Annotated in this window: 15 protein-coding genes; 10 read left to right on the top strand and 5 right to left on the bottom strand. The window is 35.0% G+C overall.

What is annotated here, in order from left to right; genetic code table 11:
* Positions 1-135: 135 nt before the first annotated feature.
* Entirely contained in the window at positions 136-7,755 is a 7,620-nt protein-coding gene (locus ACQ654_RS20610) for a T9SS type B sorting domain-containing protein (protein WP_430412231.1), read from the bottom strand.
* Between the two features lie 12 nt (positions 7,756-7,767).
* Positions 7,768-8,214 (bottom strand): hypothetical protein, encoded by a 447-nt coding sequence (locus ACQ654_RS20605; protein WP_430412230.1) that lies wholly within the window; start codon positions 8,212-8,214, stop codon positions 7,768-7,770.
* A 410-nt stretch (positions 8,215-8,624) separates the two neighbouring features.
* Between ACQ654_RS20605 and folE the strand changes: the two genes are divergently transcribed.
* The 10 genes from folE to ACQ654_RS20555 all read left to right on the top strand — a co-directional run bounded on the left by folE (position 8,625) and on the right by ACQ654_RS20555 (position 14,928).
* Positions 8,625-9,305 (top strand): GTP cyclohydrolase I FolE, encoded by a 681-nt coding sequence (folE, locus tag ACQ654_RS20600; RefSeq protein ID WP_430412229.1) that lies wholly within the window; start codon positions 8,625-8,627, stop codon positions 9,303-9,305.
* A gap of 22 nt (positions 9,306-9,327) precedes the next feature.
* Entirely contained in the window at positions 9,328-10,812 is a 1,485-nt protein-coding gene (cysS, locus tag ACQ654_RS20595; RefSeq protein ID WP_430412228.1) for a cysteine--tRNA ligase, read from the top strand.
* A gap of 38 nt (positions 10,813-10,850) precedes the next feature.
* Positions 10,851-11,522 (top strand): hypothetical protein, encoded by a 672-nt coding sequence (locus tag ACQ654_RS20590; protein ID WP_430412227.1) that lies wholly within the window; start codon positions 10,851-10,853, stop codon positions 11,520-11,522.
* Positions 11,523-11,548: 26 nt separating this feature from the next.
* A complete protein-coding gene (gene yidD / locus ACQ654_RS20585; RefSeq protein ID WP_430413040.1) occupies positions 11,549-11,788 on the top strand; it encodes a membrane protein insertion efficiency factor YidD in 240 nt (79 codons plus the stop codon).
* 72 nt (positions 11,789-11,860) lie between these two features.
* A complete protein-coding gene (gene lgt, locus ACQ654_RS20580; RefSeq protein WP_430412226.1) occupies positions 11,861-12,724 on the top strand; it encodes a prolipoprotein diacylglyceryl transferase in 864 nt (287 codons plus the stop codon).
* Entirely contained in the window at positions 12,721-13,197 is a 477-nt protein-coding gene (locus ACQ654_RS20575) for a DUF192 domain-containing protein (protein ID WP_430412225.1), read from the top strand. Before lgt ends, ACQ654_RS20575 begins: the two co-directional genes overlap by 4 nt.
* 110 nt (positions 13,198-13,307) lie before the next feature.
* Positions 13,308-13,445: a hypothetical protein gene (locus ACQ654_RS20570; protein WP_430412224.1), complete on the top strand. Its 138-nt coding sequence runs from the start codon at positions 13,308-13,310 to the stop codon at positions 13,443-13,445.
* A gap of 3 nt (positions 13,446-13,448) precedes the next feature.
* Positions 13,449-14,327, top strand: a complete 879-nt coding sequence (locus ACQ654_RS20565) for a glycosyltransferase family 2 protein (RefSeq protein WP_430412223.1) — start codon at positions 13,449-13,451, stop codon at positions 14,325-14,327.
* Positions 14,328-14,443: 116 nt separating this feature from the next.
* The gene (locus ACQ654_RS20560) at positions 14,444-14,638 is read left to right on the top strand and encodes a hypothetical protein (protein ID WP_430412222.1); all 195 of its coding nucleotides are present in this window, start codon (positions 14,444-14,446) and stop codon (positions 14,636-14,638) included.
* A 134-nt stretch (positions 14,639-14,772) separates the two neighbouring features.
* On the top strand, positions 14,773-14,928 hold the full coding sequence (locus tag ACQ654_RS20555) for a hypothetical protein (RefSeq protein WP_430412221.1): 156 nt from the start codon (positions 14,773-14,775) through the stop codon (positions 14,926-14,928).
* Between the two features lie 82 nt (positions 14,929-15,010).
* On the opposite strand, the gene secDF is transcribed toward ACQ654_RS20555, so the two are convergent.
* The 3 genes from secDF to ACQ654_RS20540 form a co-directional block, all read right to left on the bottom strand.
* Positions 15,011-18,094 (bottom strand): protein translocase subunit SecDF, encoded by a 3,084-nt coding sequence (gene secDF / locus ACQ654_RS20550; RefSeq protein WP_430412220.1) that lies wholly within the window; start codon positions 18,092-18,094, stop codon positions 15,011-15,013.
* Between the two features lie 131 nt (positions 18,095-18,225).
* The gene (locus ACQ654_RS20545) at positions 18,226-18,858 is read right to left on the bottom strand and encodes a hypothetical protein (RefSeq protein ID WP_430412219.1); all 633 of its coding nucleotides are present in this window, start codon (positions 18,856-18,858) and stop codon (positions 18,226-18,228) included.
* 184 nt (positions 18,859-19,042) lie between these two features.
* Positions 19,043-19,996 carry a SecDF P1 head subdomain-containing protein gene (locus ACQ654_RS20540; RefSeq protein ID WP_430412218.1) on the bottom strand — a complete coding sequence of 318 codons (954 nt, stop codon included), beginning with the start codon at positions 19,994-19,996 and terminating at the stop codon, positions 19,043-19,045.
* Between the last annotated feature and the right edge of the window lie 78 nt (positions 19,997-20,074).

The raw sequence follows: 20,074 nt of genomic DNA, 5'->3' as shown, positions 1-20,074 counted from the left end.
TTAATAAGAGAAATAATTTACTGTTTTTTTAACATAAATCCTCTTACGATGATAATTGATACTATATATATTTTTACAAAAAACCGAAGCAACTTTCTGCTTCGGTTTTTTTGTTTTTTTTTATTTCTGTGTAAATTATCTCTTCAATGTAAAATGATTGATAAACTCCTTTGGTGTTCCATCAAATGGATCTACATATTCCACTCTAAACCAATAATCTGCCGATGGCATTGGAGTTCCGTTGTAGGTTCCATCCCAACCAGCGCCTGCTGGACTTATTTGTTTTAGAAGCTTTCCATATCTGTCAAAGATGTAAATCTTCGCTGCTGGCTGGTTCTGTAATCCGATAATATTCCATGTCGGATTGTAAGCATCTCCATTTGGAGTAAAGAACTCCATAAAGTCGATCAGTCCAAAAGTTCTTACCAGTTCTCCACATCCGTTGATGTCTCTAACCGTGATGGTATGTTGTCCTGGTTGTAAATCTGTAAAGATTCCATCGGTTTGCCACTGTCCATCATCTAATTGATACTCATAACTCCCTGAACCACCTGATGCGGTTGCTGTGACAGTATGCGTATCTGAGAATGCTGGTGTGTTTACTGCAATATCCAAGGTTGTTGGCGCTGAAGAAGGTGTATAGGTTACACTATCATCAAAAGTACAATTGGTTGGATGATTCATATCGGTTACCGTTACACTATAGGTTCCTGCTTCGGTTACTTGTACCGTTGGCGTAGTTTCTGTTCCACTTGGTGTTGTCCATTGGTAGGTATAACCTGCTCCAAAATCGACTCCAATAGTTCTGATATCCAAGGCTTGTCCTGTAGCATCTACACACAGAATATCAGCTGCAGGTAAGGTAAATACAGGCAATGGATTTACTTGTAAGTTTACTAAGATTGGATCTGATAAACATCCCGTGATGGTTTGTCTAACACGTGCATAGAGCGTTTGTGGATTGGACATGTTTACATATGTACTTGCGTTTGCAATACTATTGCTGTCCATATCCGCATCGGTAGCACTTTCATAATACACCACTTCCATATCAGCTTGTCCATTAATAATGGTTGCATCCAAACTTGTCAGATCAAAGGTTGCTGTATCTTGATCTGTTTGATCATCTGCACAGAGTTCATAGGTATTTGGAGCAGTTGCCGTTGGAATTGGCTCTACACTGAGTTCTAGACTCGCAATGTTGTTGGAGTTGATACACTCAGTTGCAGTATTCTCCACACGGATAAATACCGTTTGTGGATCGGTGGCATTCTCAAATCCATTGACAAGTGCCGCTGTTCCTGCCAGCGCATCTGCCACCGTTGGATGATAAGTTACTGTAAAGGCTGCAAGATCTTGTGGCGCTTCTAATAGATTCAGTGAAGCTGTTACCACATCCCACTCAAACTGTCCTGTGTTATCATTGTCATATTCACAAAATACATATTCAAAAGTTGTACTAGTTAGTACTGGTAATGGATGTACAATCACAGGAAGTGCTACTACCTTGTAACAAGGTAGCATATTGCTATCAATCTGCAAATCACTCTCCACACGTACATAAATAATTACCTCTCCATCAGTATTGGCAGTTGCCATATCAATACTATGCATGGTCGGATCAACAATGGCGTTTGTATCATCCATAGCATCTGTTTCGCTTGTGTGATAACTAACTGTTACATTGTTTTCATTATTTACAATCTCAGCTTCTGACAAAGTAAGATCGAATACTAAAATACCATCTGCATCATCGTCACATTGAGTCAGTGGCTCAGGCATGGTATTAGGTGTTGGAATTGGAAGCACACGAAGTGTCATGGTGATATCAGTGGTACATCCTGCGCTGTTGGTGGCTCTGATGTAGAGTGTCTGCGGGTTCTCCACATTCTGATACGCCGTTGGATCTACAATTGGTGTATCACTAGCTAGATCAGTCGCATTGGCATAATACGCAAGTGTTAAACTGGTATCGCCACCTGTGATTTCTAAATATTTCTCTGTCAGATCAAATGTTGTTAGCTCATCACTATCATCTCCACTTTCTGCATCATCACACAATGCAAATGGTATGGGTTGTACCAGTACTGGTGGTCCTACCACAATGATATCAAAACGACCAATGGCAAAACATTCCGTAGTATTGTCTTCCAATCGTACCCAAATGGTTTGTTGATTGGCTACAATGTTGGTATAATCCGTTAGATTTACAATTGGATTGAGAGCATCTGCTGCATCTTGCTGACTCTCATGATAACTCAGCGTGAAATCACTTGGTGTTTGAGTTCCATAGATTTCTGTTTGGGTCTGGGTCAGATCAAACATATCAAAACCATCCAAACTATCAGCATCATCACACGCTTCTATATCTGTAATCACGAGTGGCAATACTGGAATTGGCGTTACGGTAAGTTGTAACGGCGTCACGGTAAAACAACCTGTAATAGTATTGGTAGCAAGTACATAAATTTCTTGGCTATCCATCATGATATTCGTGTACGGACTTGCCAGTGGAAATAGGTTCTGCTGTGCATCAGCCAGTGTTTCATGGAAACTATACACCACATCGGGTTCATTGTTGATGATATCGTTTACTAAATCATCCAAATCAAAGAGTTGGAATCCATCATTGTCCTCATCACAGATATCTGCCACTAACATTCCGTTAGGATTTAGTGTTGGACTTGGCAGTGGATTGACGCTGATGTCAAAAGTGATGGTGTTTTCACAACCTGTGGTATCATTGGTGGCTTTTACAAAGATGGTTTGCACTCCAAGTTCTGTATTGCTATACATACTTGGATTGGCAATTGGCGTGTCACTAGCTAGATCAGCCGCATTGGCGTAATAGTCAAGACTAATTCCAGGTGCGCTGTTGAGTAAATCTTCTGAGAGTGATGTTAGATCAAATACTTCAATACCATCATTGAGCGAAACGGCATCACAGAGTTCTAAGCCTGGTAATTGTACCAATGTTGGTAATTCATTGACAATTAACGTTAGGTTGGTTACCGTAAAACAGCCAGTGGCTAAATCTTCCACACGCACCCAAATGATTTGTGGACTTGGTGGAATGTTGCTATAGGCGTTTGTGTTGTTGATCTCGCCTGCGTTAGTTCCTGCAATAGCATTTGCTTGTGTGTTGTAATAACGAACATTGTGAGTTAACGGATCTTCTCCGTTTAGAATGTCTGGTTCACTTTGCGTCAGATCAAACTGAGCAATACCATCGGTATCAGCATCACACTCGGCAAGAAGTGTAGCATCCATAGCGGCAACCTCTGGTGAATCGTGAACAATCAGATCAAGTGGTACAACATTGAAACATCCCGTAAGGACATTTTCAACACGTACATATATTGTTTGGTTATAGGCGTTGATGTTGGTGTAACTATCCGCTAACATATTAACATTGTTATCCGCATCTTCTGGTGTTTCGTGGTAGGTGACAGTTACCTGTCCTGGAATTACGCCACCTGTAATTTCACTCTCCGTGCTGCGAATGTCGAAGATTCCGAATCCATCGTTGTCCGTGTCGCAGTATTCTAATGGTGTTGCTGGGAAAACAGCTGGTGTATCATTGATATTCACCGTTAGTTGCGTCACAATGTGACATCCTGTATTGATATCTTCTACACGTACAAATACAGTGTATGTTGTTGGTGTTGCTGTGTTTTCATATGGCATCACTAATGCGCCCATATCTGCATCAGCAGCTGTTTGTGTTAAGTGATAAGAAACATTTAAATCTGGGTTTGAAGCCGTAATTTCGTCATTTTTCACCGTTAAATCCGTTGGCGCAATTCCGTCTGCAGTTTCATCGTCGCAGGCTTCAAGCGTAGTTGGTGCTACAAATACTGGTAATGGTGGCACTTGCAATTCGAAATTACCCACTTGAATACATCCAAGAGGATTTACAGCACGCACCCAAATTAATTGTCCGTCTGTACCGTTTACATTCGTAACTGGCGCAACATCTGCATCAGCATCAGCTTCATTTAGGTGATATGTTATTGTTAGACCTACTTGTCCATTTTCAACAACAGGTGTATGCATTGTTAAATCGAACATTTCCATCATATCTCCTGTATTGTTAAAATCACAGGCAATCATTGGCGGAATGTTATCTAGGTTTGGTAATGGATCTACTATTACTATTAATTCAACTACATCATAACATCCTGTAATATCGTCCGTTACTCTTGCATAAATAGTTTCTAAAGAAGGTGTTGTCGTAGTATACGGACCTACAATTTCTGTTCCAGCCATTCCTGCTTGTGCGGCCGCATCTGTAGTGTAGTAAGTTACTGTTGCTGTTCCTGCTAAAGCACCAAGTATTTCAGCATCTTTGGTAGATAAATCAAACGTTCCTAAACCGTTGGTGTCATTTCCATCAGTATCATCACACACACTGTAATTTGTTGGTGTTGTTGCAACTATACCCGGATTTACTTGTAAACCTAGTGTTGATGTGTTGAAACATCCCGTTACTGTATTTTCAATACGAATATGCACCGTTTGGTTGTCCATTGTTTCGTTTACATACGACGTTGGAAGTGGCGTTCCACCTCCTGCTTGTGCTTCTCCTGGCGTTAAGTAATAACTTATTGCCATTGGATCTGCAGACGTTTGTCCTGCTGTAATTTCAGCATTTGCATCTGTTAATGTAAATTCTACAAAACCATCCGTATCATCATCACATTCTTCTAATGTTGTTGGAACAACTGGAACTGGCAATGGATTTATCAGTATGTCAAAACTCGTTGTTGTGTAACATATATTTGCAGGATCAGAACTGTCAACTCTTACAAATATTTCTTCCATTTGCGGATTTGTATTTGTGTATGTTGTTGGCAGCGGATTCATATCACTATCCGCATCTACTTGATTTGCATGAAAAGAAACTTCAACATCTCCTGCATTTTGCCCACCAATGATTGTTCCAATTTGAGTTGTGAAATCGAATGTATCAATTCCATCATTTGAAGCATCATCACATACAACCATATTTGGAGGTTGTACTGCTGTCGGCTGCATATTTACTTGTATGTCAAATTGTGTAAAATCATTACACGTAGTGTTGTTATTATTTTCAATTCGAACATAGATTGTTTCGGGACTTGAAACATTCGGATACGACGCTGGCAATGGATTTAAATTGTCTGTAGCATCAGTCATACTTGTATGATACGTTATTGTAAATTGAGAAGCATCTTGCGTTCCTAATACTTGTATATCATAACTTGCTAATGGAAAGTTTTCAACTCCATCATTGCTATCATCATCACAAACAACAACATTTGCAACTACATTAGCTATTGGCAATGCATTGACTGTTACATTAAATTGAGTAGTGGCTACACAACCTGTTGCTATATTTTCTACTCTCACCACAATTAAATCCGTTGGATTTACATTTGGATACATCGTTGGAAGCGGATTGGTATTTGCTGTTGCATCTGCTACCGAATTGTGATATGTAATTGTAAAGTCTAAAGGATCTTGCGTACCTAATATGGAAGGTTCTTGTGAAGGTAGATTAAATATTTCAGTTCTATCATTTGTAGCATCATCACAAACAATCATATCAGCTGGTGCTGTGAGTGTTGGCTCAGGATTTAATAGTAAGTTAAATGATGTTACTGCAAAACAATCTGCATCAGCATTGTCTTCTATTCTTATGTATATATCATCTGTTGGAGCTGTTACATTAGTATATAAACATGGCAATGGATTTTGATTTGTATCAGCATCATTTTGTGTATCATGATATGTTACAGTATAACTTGCAGGATCTAAAGCTCCTAAAGCCGTTGCTGTTTGCGCACATAAATCAAATTCTTCTTGGCCATCATTTCCAATATCACATGATACTATATCTGGCACAGTATTAGCTGTTGTGTTTCCAATATTTAAAGTAAATGAATCTGTAGCAAAACAATCAATTGTTGTTGTTCCTGTATACGTTATTCTTACAAAAATTTCTTCTGCATCACTTCCTGTATATGCTTGTGCTTGTGCGGTAGTTAATGGGTTTGCTCCTGTATCTGCATCAGCTTGTGATAAGTGATAGGTGACTTCCATATTGGTCGTATCTGCAATAGGTGCTAACACTTGTGCTGTATTTACTGTTAAGTCGAATACTTCTGTTGTATTGTTAGAACATTCTGATAAGTTTGAAGCTGGTCCATTGTTGACTTCTGGAGCTACATCAATACAAACTGTTTCTGAATATATACATCCTAAATCGTCTGTTACCTCATATGTATAACAATGCTGACCAGCAGTTGCAGGTTGCACTGTAATTACGTTTCCTGCTGTATTTGTAATTGATGGGTCTGTCAACCATTCTTCTGTTACAATTGAAGAAGGTGGAGGAAGTAAACTTGAATCAAAATCTAAGTTCCAAGAAAAAAGTGTTCCATCATCTGCTGCCCAAGTATCAATAATTTCAAATGTCCAAGTTCCGTTTAATGGCGCACCTAATAAGTTGTCAAAAGAACTAGATGCTAACGGCGCATACGTTCCTGCTGGAATTGTAGTAACGCCTGCCGCGGCTTGATCTAATGTTTGTGTTGCTGTAGGAGAGAAACAATATTCCCAACCTGTTCCTGGGTTTCCATTATCTGCTTGATCTGGAACTCCTAGGTTGTCTCCTGGATCAGTTCCATCACCATACGAAATAAATACTACTTGCGCTCCGTTTGGCGCTGTTAAGATCATATCTAAATCTCCCATAAAGGAATGTTCCATTACAATACAGATTTGATTGATTTGAGCCACGTCTGTTATTACTTGTCCGTCTCCGTAGCAATCAACATCAATTGTAGAGTTATACGATGTTGCTGTTCCTGTTGACGCAGTATCTTGCAACCACGTTTCATCAAATATTTCTGGCGCACAATCTTCAAAAGGAGGAATTACTGCAGCTCCTGTAATATCTGTAGATTCACCAAAACATATTTCTGGATTTGCGGCTTGTGTACCTGTAAAATCTACTGGTGTAGAGACATATACTAATTGATCGAGATTATTTACACTCATACAATCATTATCTGGATCTCCATCTGAATTTGCCGGATTGTTATCTCTTATGACTAAATTAATTCTATAAATTCCTGATTCTGCATAAGTATGTGTTACACTTGCTCCATTTAAGATATTTGTATCACCCATATTCCACTCATACGTAGCTCCAGTTCCATCAGAAGCAAACGTTCCACTACCATTTAATGTTAATGGGTCTCCTAAACAAACTCTTAATATTCCATCTGCTGAAACAGCAGGAACAGCACTGTCTAAGTTTGCTGTTATTGTTTGACATGGTACAAAACAACTTAAGTTTGCTTGCCATCCAATATTTACACCTGCATTATCAGATACAAATCGAATTGTTAAACACCCTGAAGTATTTGAACCAGAAGCTTCAACCAATCCTGGAGAAGCAGTTCCTGTGTATGTACCAATCAATGGAGCCGATGTATCAGGACCATCAAAGATGTCCATAAAGTCACTTCCATTTTGAAGACCAAATGATACAAAGTCCATTCGTACTGATTCTCCTGCTTCTGAAGCACATAATGTTAATACGAAATTTTCATTATTTGAGTATTGTCCTGCTCCACTTCCACCAGTGTCTAAAAAAACAGGACTTGCGGAACAATCAACATTTAAGTTTCCGTTCTGCATTAATATATTCTGACTTAACAATATACACGGTAATAAGATCAGAAGAAAGGTTAATATTTTTTTCATTTCCTGTGTTTTTTAGCGAGTTTTTTGAGGAGTTACTACAAGAATGTATTGTTGGTTAATCCTGTATCTAATTAATTCATTTGAGAAAAAGTTAATATCGTATTTCAACGGATTGAAATTATCAACATTAAACATGTTTGTTCTCATTAGGTTTTTGTTGTATGTTTTGAAAAGCGGAACTGTGGAAAGATTCACGAAATCTTCGCCTGCTTTGTAATTTAATTTGTAGAATGAAATTCTGTTGAGTAGCAAATTTTTAAATCCTGCATAACGAATAGGATCGGAGAATACGATAGTGTTTGCTTGTTTTTGATAAACTTCTTTTATAAAGTTATCTACTTGATTAGGTTTTACTTTAGGTGCCTTTTTAGTGTTTTGTGCAAAAGTGCTTGTAATACAAAAACACAAGGCAATAATTAAAAAGCTGCATGTACGCATAGAAACAATCTTTAAATTCAAATATTATAAGTTCTTGTAACATATTAATAGTGAAGAACTTGAGTTTTGGCTAGTATTTAATTATGGTGTTTTTTTGACAATGCCCTTCGCCAAAAAAAATCCGCAATTAAAGCTTCAATTCTACTCTTTCTTTATATAACAACAATACCTATATAAATCCGACATTGTGTTAAAAAAAATATTTTGAAACGCGGAAAATTAAGAAAATTTTATGATATACATAATTCTTTAACACATTTATTTACGGCGTGTTCCGTTAAATCATATTCAATAATTAATTATCTTTGCTGTCTTGTAAATTTTTAAAAAAAGTAGCGTAAGAATACTATGTTGTTTAGAAGCTTAAAATCTTCCTTGGAATCCAGTAAATTACACTATTATTTTTCCCACATTAAAGAAATATTGAATAGATGAAAATAGATAAGGCACTTGAAGAAGAAATACAAGCTATAGGTGATAATCATGTGATGACTTCATATGATACTCCAGTACGTAAAGATGCTTTTGATTTGAGTGATGATGAAAAAATAGCAAGCATCAAAAAAGATGTAGCTAGTATTATGCAAACTTTAGGTTTGGATATGACGGATGACAGCCTAAAAGGAACACCAAACAGAGTTGCAAAGATGTTTGTAAAAGAAATTTTTGGCGGATTGCATCCCGACCGAAAACCAAAAGCTTCTACTTTTGACAACAAGTACAAGTATAGCGAAATGTTGGTAGAAAAAAATATTACTGTATATTCTACTTGCGAACATCATTTACTTCCAATTGTTGGTAGAGCGCATATTGCATATATTTCAAACGGAACTGTTGTTGGACTTTCTAAAATGAACCGAATTGTTGATTATTACGCAAAAAGACCACAAGTTCAAGAGCGCTTAACGATTCAAGTAGTGAAAGAATTGCAAAAAGTACTTGGAACCGACGATGTTGCTTGTGTTATTGACGCCAAACATCTTTGTGTTAATTCCCGCGGAATCAGAGATATAGAGAGCAGCACAGTAACTGCTGAATTTGGCGGAAAATTTAAAAACGAAAAAACGCGTCTAGAATTCCTAGATTATATTAAATTAGATACAAAATTTTAAACAATCATATTTTTATAGTACCATGAAATTATATCAAGAACAAGAACTGAAAATATACAATTCCCTCACAAACCAAAAAGAAGTTTTTACACCTATCAATGAAGGTCATGTTGGAATGTATGTCTGCGGCCCTACGGTATACAGCAATGTACACTTAGGAAACGTACGAACGTTCATGTCGTTTGATATGATTTTTAGATATCTGCAACATTTAGGATACAAAGTACGCTATGTGCGAAATATTACGGATGCCGGACACTTGGAAAATGATGCCGATGAAGGTGAAGATCGCATTGCTAAGAAAGCACGTTTGGAAGAGTTAGAACCAATGGAAATTGTACAACGTTACACGGTTGACTTTCATACAATTCTTCAAAAATTCAATTTTTTACCGCCAAGTATTGAACCTACAGCTACAGGACATATAATTGAGCAAATAGAAATTGTAAAAGATATTATTGAAAAAGGATATGGATACGAAATAAATGGTTCTGTATATTTTGATGTTCATAAATTTAATGAAACACATGAGTACGGAAAACTAAGCAAACGTAAGCTAGAAGATTTGGTTCATAATACACGTGTTTTAGATGGACAGAGTGATAAAAAGAATCCTCAAGATTTTGCACTTTGGAAAAAAGCTGAAAAAAAACACATTATGCGTTGGCCTTCTCCTTGGAGTGACGGTTTCCCTGGCTGGCACTTGGAATGTACTGCGATGAGCACAAAATATTTAGGAGAACAGTTTGATATTCACGGTGGCGGAATGGACTTAAAGTTTCCACATCACGAATGTGAAATTGCGCAAAACGAAGCTTCCAAAGGAACAACTCCTGTAAATTACTGGATGCATGCCAACATGCTGACATTAAACAGTAAAAAAATGGCAAAGTCAACAGGAAATAACATTCTTCCTGCTGAAATTTTCTCTGGAAACAATGAACACCTAAGTAAAGGATTTGCCGCAAGTGTAGCTCGCTTTTTCATGATGCAAGCACACTACAGAAGCATTCTCGATTTTAGCAATGACGCTTTATTAGCTTCCGAAAAAGGATTCAATAAACTTATGGAAGCTATGAAAACGCTTGACGACTTACAACCTGTTGGCGACAAAACTAGTTTCAATTTTTCTGTATGGAAACGCAATTGCTACAATGCCTTAAATGACGATTTTAATACGCCAATTTTAATTGCCGATTTGTTTGATGCTGTCAAATACATCAATCAGTTAAAAGACGGAAAAGCAACCATTCTTGCAGAAGATTTAAAAGCACTAAAAGAAAGTATGCATGCGTTTGTTTTTGAAATTCTAGGATTGGAACAACAAACTGGTTCATCGGATGATGGTGACGCACTTTCTGGTGTTGTAGAGTTGTTAATTAGTCTGAGAAATGAAGCACGTGCAAACAAAGATTTTGCTACTTCTGACAAAATTCGTGATGAATTATTAGCTTTAGGGATTCAGTTGAAAGACGGAAAAGATGGTACGTCATTTTCTGTTAGTTAACGTATTGCATATATAACTAACTTAACAACATATATCATATGAATGGTATTGGAATTATTTTTATCATAATTGGTGGTATTATTATTTTATATAATATTGTCATTCAATTTTCAAACTTATCTAAAATCATTCAATACTCTTTTGCCACCAACTCACTTGGGAATTATTGGAAATATTATTTTAAAAATAATTTTAGCTTACGAGCGCTTATTTCATCCATAATTGGTTTGGCGATTGCCATTGTAATTTTCTTCATCATTGCACCTTTTATTTTATATAGAAAGTATGTATTGAAAAATGATGTTGACAGTCAATTGCAATCTGGTTTAATGTTTACTTATGAAGAGTCGTATCCACATATTGATAAAGAAGGTTTTTTTGAAACCAATATCACCTTTCTTGGTATAAAGGATGTAGATGTTCCTATTGCAGGAAATATACGCGTAGATTTGGTTATGATTATGGCAAAGATTTCAGAATATTGTGAAGCCAACAATAAAAAAGTTGATTTCAAAGTCATGGAAAAAGTAAAACTTAGCAACAAAGCTACGGCAACTGTTCCTGTAATGATTTCTTTGAACGATAGAAAGTATCCAATGTATTTAATATATACAGACGAACACAAAGAAAAGTATCAAGAAATAAAGAAATTATTATTTCAAAGTGGTCACAGAGATTGTATTTTCTTTTCTGTTGAAAAAATAGTATAACTTTAATCTGTTAAACAAAAACAACTATTAAAAAAGTACTTACATATCCGTTTATTTTGCTCATTCGATTTTATCAAGGTGCAATATCTCCATTTACACCAGCAACCTGTCGGTACACGCCAACATGTTCGCATTATTCAGTTGAAGCATTACAAAAACACGGTTTATTTCGTGGTGGTAAATTAGCTATCAAGCGGATTTTTAGTTGTCATCCATTTGGCGGAAGTGGGCACGATCCTGTACCAGATGAATTGCCTAAAAAATAACATTCCTTTCACTATTGCGTACTTTGATTTTCGTTTGGTTTGTCTATATTTACATTTTATAAATAACTCCATATGCACTTTTTAAGTATTCCATGGAATCCTAGCGAAATATTATTCAGCATAGGTCCAATTCAAATCAGATATTATAGCCTAATGTTTATCATTGCATTTAGTTTAGGATATTATATCATGAAACGAATTTATGAAGCAGAAAAAATACCTTTAGAGTATTTAGATTCGTTATTTATGTATTCTGTAATCGCTACGCTACTTGGTGCGCGTTTAGGTGCTGTTATTTTTTACGATTGGGATTATTACCAAGATCATTTGATAGAAATTTTACTCCCCATAAAAGAAGATCCAAACGCAAGTTTATTTGGCTTTATAAATGGATATAAATTTACTGGATTTGCAGGATTAGCGAGTCATGGAGGAGCTATTGGAGTCATTACAGCCATGTATTTACACAGGCGTAAATACAAATACAAAACCTTGCTTTGGATTTTAGATAAAGTTGTCATTCCTTCTTCAATAGGTGGTGCATTTGTACGCTTAGGAAACTTCTTTAACTCGGAAATAGTTGGAAAATATACAGGTTCTGATTTTGGTGTCGTTTTTCAAGGAAGAGGCGATACACTTCCGCGTCATCCGGCGCAATTATACGAAGCATTTTGTTACGTTATTGTATTTGCCATTTTGTTGTTTGTTTATCTTAAAACATCTAAAAAAGAAAAACACGGATACCTTTTTGGATTGTATTTAGTACTTATATGGACTGTCCGTTTCTTTGTTGAATTTGTAAAAGAAAGTCAAGGTGGATTTGAAGATAAGCTCGGAAATGTACTTTCTACAGGACAATGGCTAAGTATTCCGTTTATTATTGTTGGACTTTACTTTATGTTTAGAAAAACTAAAAATACAGCAACAGCGACATGAAAAAAATCTTACTGATCCTTTGTTTCACAATTGCTTTTGTTTCGTGCAAAAATGATGAAAATAAAAAAGTAAAAACAGCTGAAATTAAGTTTACTAAAGAAGGCGAATTAACGCTTTTTAAAGTAAACGGTGATGAAGTTGTTACACTTGATATCGAATTTGCAGAAACCGACTATGAACGCGAAACTGGCTTAATGTATCGAACGTCAATGGAGGAAAACCAAGGAATGTTATTTATATTTTCTGCTGAGTTTCCACGTAATTTCTATATGAAAAACACGTACATTCCTTTAGATATTATTTACTTAGATCAACATAAAAAAATTGTCAGTTTTCAAGAAAATGCGGTTCCACTAAATATAGAAGGTTTACCGTCCGAAATTCCAGCTATGTACGTATTAGAAGTAAATGCTGGTTTGGCTGAAAAGTGGCTGTTAGAAATTGGTGATTTTATCTCTTTCGAGAAGAATTAAATCGTAAAAAACACCTTTTAGAATTTCATCAAAAAATCCATTCTCTTAAATACATATGTACAGTTGATTTCTTTTTAGTATATTTAGATGTAACAAAAACGAAAATCATTATGAGTCTATTACACTATGTATCTTCAATAGTATTTAAAAAAGTCAAAAAAAATATTGTTAGCGATCCTTCAAAAATAGTAGGTGGCGCTAGTGACGAGGCAGAACAAAACGAAGTAGCTTCTTTTTACCACTCGTAACTTTTGTTCTTATCCGCGTGCATTATAACAAAGAATGAAGCGTCTAATATAAAATCTTGTTTAGAATCTGTAAAAGATATTGCTGACGAGATTATTATATTGGACGCTTTTTCTACAGATACTACCCTAGAAATTGCCAAAAAGTATACGTCTAAGATCTATGTTAAAGAATGGATTCATGATTTTTCTTTTTCAAGAAATTTCACAATTTCGAAAGCAACAGGCGAATGGATATTAATTATTGATGCTGACGAAACGTTTCAGTATGATGTCGATTTTATATCAAATTTGAAAGCGGCAAAAACTGATGCATTTTCTATCATTCGAAAAGAAATCTACAAACAACATCACGATTTAAAACAGGTACAGTTTCCTGTAAATATTATTCGATTATTCAAACGAGAAACGCAGGCTAAATTTCGATATCCGATTCATGAACGTTTGGATGATTTTTTTATCGAAAATAACATTCCTATTGCAATTAATCATAATTGTTATTTGAATCATCATATTAGTGCAAATGTTACTTTTGTACAATCGAAACAAAAGAAATACTTAGCACAAATTGATGAGTATTTACAGAAACATCCAACAGATGATTGGTTGATTTATCAAAAAATTAAAACTTTAAAGTATTTTAAACAACATTCGCAAGCGTTACAACTTATAAACGCTTTCAAAACGAAGCATTATAAAATTTCGGTCGCAACTCAAGTTATTAAAAGTCAAATATATATTGAAAACGGTACTTTGGATAAAGCCATTCACGTTTTAAAAAATCTTCCAAAAGCAAGAAATAGTACCATTGTACGCATGTTATTAGGTGATATTTATTTCAAAAAAAAAAGTTGTATGCAGCCTTACAACAATACTTCAAATTAAAAACTTCGAGCACTTCTATTCAGTATACTGAAGCAATGTATATTGTTAGTTATTGCGAACAAAAAGATAAAGTGTATAAAATTGCAAGTGTTTTATACGCACTAAAATTATATTTTTTGTGCATTCTTTATTTAGACCTTCATAAGAAAAAGTTGCAAGCAGATTCACTTTTGTTGTACGCTTATATATTCCGAAAGAAAGATAACATTAAACAAGCACTAGCATTTATTAAAAAAGCGCGCTTACACGATCCTTATTGGACAAAGTTAATTTCTCTAGAAAAAACCTATAACGAACAACTTTCCAAATAAGTAGCAATTTTTTCAGAGTTATTCTCGTATTCTTTTCACATTAGATACAACTGTCGTACAAATGTATGGTTTTACCCTACTATGTTTTTAGAATAGATTTTTATTTTTAGGGTATAACTAAAATTCACAAAATTATGAAAACTAAAAATTTAAAAAATTTATCTTTAAACAAGTCAGCAGTTGCAATTTTTGAAATTACTGGAGGAAGAGCACAACCAACAACAAATGTAACTAATGTTACTTGTGGTGGCATTTGCGAAAACTCGGTGATTGTTTGTAAAGAACGATAACAGATTCTCGTATAAAATTTTTATATGTAAAAACGCCACTCGATTTGAGTGGCGTTTTTTATGAATTCTATGTTAAGATTGCTTATTCAGCAACTTCTTCTAGTCCTTTGTTGATATCACCTTTTTTGATCGTATCAAACATAACTGGTGTTGCAATAAACATAGATGAATATGTACCTACAACTACACCTACAATTAAAGCAAACATAAATCCACGGATAGATTCTCCACCGAAGATAAAGATTGCCAATAATACTACTAACGTAGTTAATGACGTATTTAACGTTCTACTTAATGTACTGTTTAGTGCCGCGTTTACCACTTTGCTAAATTTCCAGTTTGCATTTTCGTCCATGAATTCACGGATTCTATCAAATACAACCACGGTATCATTTAGCGAGTATCCAATTACAGTTAGTATTGCCGCAATAAATGCTTGGTTGATTTCCATGTTGAATGGAAGGAATTTCCAAGCCAAAGAGAAAATACCTAATACAATTAACACATCATGGAATACAGCTATTACTGCTCCAAGTGAGAATTGCCATCTTCTGAATCGTAATAAGATGTATAAGAATACTACCACTAACGAACCTAATACAGCCCAGAAGGAGTTTTTCTTGATGTCATCCGCAATTGTTGGTCCAACTTTGATTGATTGCATAATTCCTGCATCCTTATCTTCTGCTCCATCAACAAATTTTTCAAGATCCATATCCGCAGGTAAGAATGATTTTACGCCATCAAATAATTTCTGTTTGATTTCGTCATCAACGGCAGTTCCTGTTTCGTTTACTTTATATTTTGTTGTTATTTTTAACTGATTTGCATCTCCAAAAGTTTTTACTTCTGGTGAGTTTTCAGCTCCAAAAACTACTGCAAGTTTTTCTTTTACATTTTGTGGACTTACATCATTTTTGAATCGTACTTGGTATGAACGTCCTCCAACAAAATCAACTCCTTCATTTAATCCGTTTCCAAAGAAATACGATCCTAATCCTACTAATATAACAGCTCCAGAAATTACGTATGCTATTTTACGCTTCTTTAAGAACTCAACAGTGTTGTTTCTGAATAAGTTTTTCGTAGCTCCTGTAGAGAATGCTAATGTGTTTCCTTTTTCTAAATACCAATCGATTAGTAAACGAGTGATAAAGATTGCTGTAAATAATGAAGTTGCAATACCAATTAGTAACGTAGTAGCGAAACCTTTAATTGGCCCTGTTCCGAATAAGAATAAGATTAAAGCCGTTAAACCAGTTGTAATGTTGGCATCAAAGATAGAAGACATAGCTCCTTTCCAGCTAAATGCGTGGTCAATTGCTTCTCGTAAAGTTTTTCCTTTTGCTAGTTCTTCTCGAACACGTTCAAACAGAAGTACGTTGGCATCCACCGACATACCTATAGTTAATACAATACCCGCAATTCCAGGCAATGTTAATACAGCTCCTAAGTTTGCTAGTACACCAAATATTAACAAGATGTTGAATACTAAGGCAACATCTGCAAAAACACCAGCTCTACCGTAATAGAATATCATCCAAACTAGTACTAATACCAATGCAATAAGGAACGACATTAAACCACTATCAATTGCTTCTTGTCCTAATGATGGACCAACAATTTCTGATTGTAAGATATCTGCACTTGCTGGTAACTTACCTGCACGTAATACGTTTGCTAAATCTTGCGCTTCTTCAATTGTGAATGTTCCAGAAATTTGAGAGTTTCCACCAGAAATTTTTCCGTTGGTTACACTTGGTGCAGAGTATACAATGTTATCTAAAACAATTGCAATAAACCCTCTTTCTTTGTGTACTTCTTCAGTTAATTTCTCCCATTGCTTTGCTCCAATTCCGTTCATTTGCATGTTTACATTTGCTTTCCCGTCTTGTGCAAAACTTTGACTTGCGCCATCAATTACGTCACCTTTCATTTGAGGCTCTACTTTTGCCCCTTTTCTTTCTCCATCTAACACATATAAATCTTGGAATCCTTGTGCATCTTTTTCTTTACCAAAAGCAAAACGTACTGAACGCAATTCTGCTGGTCTTACTTGCTTAACAATATCGTTGTTAAGTAATTTTAGTACTGTATCCTTATCAGATTCTTTTACTTTACCGATAATTCCACCACCTTGAAATGTAAAGTTGATTCGGTCAAATAATGGATTTACTACATTTAAACTATCTTCTTCAGTAGACGTTAATAAATCTGCCGCTTCTTGATCATCTTGTCCAGCTTCAGCTTCAGTTTCAGTTGCATCAGCATCTTCTGTTGTGTCAGTATCTTCTTTTTTAACTTCGTTTTGAGAAGCATATTGAGGAAGTTCTTTTAACTTCTCATTTGCTGCGGCAAGGTATGTACTTAACTTTGAGTTATCATTGTATGTTTTCCAGAACTCAAGCTCAGCTGTTGTTTGTACTAATTTCTCAATACGAATAACATCTTTCGCTCCTGGCAATTCAATTAAGATACGCCCAGAAGTTCCTAAACGCTGAATGTTTGGTTGTGTAACTCCAAACTCATCAATACGCTTGTTTAATACTTCTTTTGCAGAAATAACAGATTCGTTAATTTTTTTTCTAATAACATTTTTCACCTCACTATCAGGCATTTTAAAAGAGGTAATATCTTCCTGTAATGCTTGTGTGTAAAAGATGTCTGAATCTGCCAATAATAATCCTTCTGGCTTTAATTCGTCAAACGCTCTAAAGAAAGATTCTACATAATCTTCTTGTGCGCTTGCTTGTAACACATCTGCTCTTTCCAAAGCTTTGTTAAACGTTTCGTTTTCTGTGTTATTTGCTAATCCTTTTAGGATATCTTTTACAGATATTTGAAGAATTACATTAATTCCACCTTTAAGGTCTAACCCTTTATTTAGTTCTTTTTCTTTCGCTTCAGCGTATGTAAACGACGTGAAACCGTAACTGATTGGTTCGTTTCTATCGATAGAATCTAAATACTGTTTTTCAACACGCGATCTTTTTGATGCGTTTTCTTTTGTTTCAGATTCACCGTCCGTTGGTTTTGGCACTTGTGAAACTGCATACGTTTTTGCCTCATTTTCAATTTTATTCGTGATAAACGTAAACGATAATTGGTAAATACTTACCAATCCGAATAAAATGGCAAACAATTTTATTAATCCTTTGTTCTGCATTATTCAATATTTTTGGTCAAATTTTTTAAAACGAGCAAATATATAATTTACCGTATGATTTGACAATTATTTTTTTCGTGATTTAATTGTGATGAAACAGCTTTATACACAATAGCGCGTAGTAGCCGATTTTAAGAATGTAAAGAAGATAAAGGTCCTGCGCGTACATCAGGAATTTCGTATGATATGCTTTCTTTTAGAATCGTAGTATATGTTGATTCTGTGTATGCTAACGCGATTATGGTTTGAAACTCGCCCGTAACGTACGAATACGCATGTCCAAATGAATTTGGAGTTGGTGCTTTGTCATAATCTTTTTGTAAGGCTAGAATGTACTTTCCGTGAATTCCAACATACGGACTTGAAACCGTCTGAATTTCATATATGTCTAACTTAAATGTATCAACGTTTCCAGAATCTTTAAACTTGAAAACGTTTGTATTTGTTGGAGTGTTTCCAGATTCACTTTTTGAAGCAATTCCGTTGGAAGAAAGTGTTTTTTTAACAGCAGCAACTTCCGCTTCACTGTAGTAGGAAATTTTTAAGATACCATTTTCTTGTTCTCGAACTTGAATATCTGTAATTCCTAATGCTTGTAATTGCTTCGTAATTGCTTCAATGATATTTTGCGTATCTTCAATAACAACTTGCTGATCAACAAATTGAAGCTCTATTTCCTGATTTGGCACAGGAGTTTGCTCCTTGTAAAAACCAAGAAGTACGATAAGAATGATAAAAGCACTAAAATACCTTTTTGCAATCATGCGCCAAATATAAAAATAATGACCGCATTTACGTAGTGTTTTGCAATTAATTTTCAGTAATATATTGATAAGAAGTCTTTATAAGTGAACAAATTAGGCCAAAAACTATATTTGTTATATACATATCCATGGAAACTTATTACGATGAAAAAAATATACGATTAACTCCTTATATTTTAAACCTTTACAACTCTGTAATTTTCAAAATTTTAACTTTCGGAATTCCTCTTGTATGAATAACACTTGCAAGTACAGCCGCTTCTTCTTTGGTAAAACTTCCTGAAATTTGAGATCTCCCACCTTTAATAGCTCCTACACTAACCGATGGAGCTGAATATACAATATCATCAATTACAATGGCAATGTACCCTCTACTATTATATACTTTTTCGGTTAATTTTTCCCAAATAACGGCACCTTCTTCATTCATTTGCAAATCAACCACATAACGATCATTGTATGTACTTGGATTATAATAAGCACTAGTTATATACTTACCATCTAAATGTGGCTCATTTTCTGATGTTAAAAAAACCATATATAGCTCGCACATTCCATTATAATCTTTTCCCAATAGAAATTTCACTCTTTTTTTGATAGAACTTATAAAAATAGGCGTTTTGTAAATTGATGTCGCTTTTAAACGCTCTTTATTTTCCTCAGAAACATGTCCAAAAATACCGCCATAAGACTCTTTTTTAATATTGATGTTTTCCATAAATTCAAGAGCTTCATTATTTACGCTAGTCTCGTCAGTGGTTAATTTTTCATCGTCAGTAGCGGAAGGATATTTTTCTGAGAAGTAGTCCATGATGAGTTTTCTAGATGTACATGTTTCAAAAAACTCTAAATTTCCTGTAGTTGAAAAACATGCCTCTAATATTTCTGGTGTAAAATCTCCTCGATAACTTAGTGTTAGTACTTGTTCATTTTCAGAAACTACGCTTACATTACTTGCTCCAAGTGATACAAGTCGATTTTGAATATTGATTGTAGCTTCTTGTTTTTGACTTTCTGTAAGATTGCCTGTTTCAACTTCAAGTTGAATCATATGAGTTGGACTAAAAAACAATTTGCTACAGCCTGTTACTACTATTAACAATAACGTTGTACTAACTACAATATATGCTTTCTTCATTTTACTATTCTATATTTTTTAATCAATAAAGGCTACAAATATACTTTTGTAGCCTTTAGAAATTTATTTTTTTGCTTT

This window comes from Kordia sp. (assembly GCF_965283645.1).
In the GTDB taxonomy this organism is placed as follows: domain Bacteria; phylum Bacteroidota; class Bacteroidia; order Flavobacteriales; family Flavobacteriaceae; genus Kordia.
Note: the sequence above shows the minus strand (reverse complement) of the source record. Positions and strands in the feature narration are given on the sequence as shown.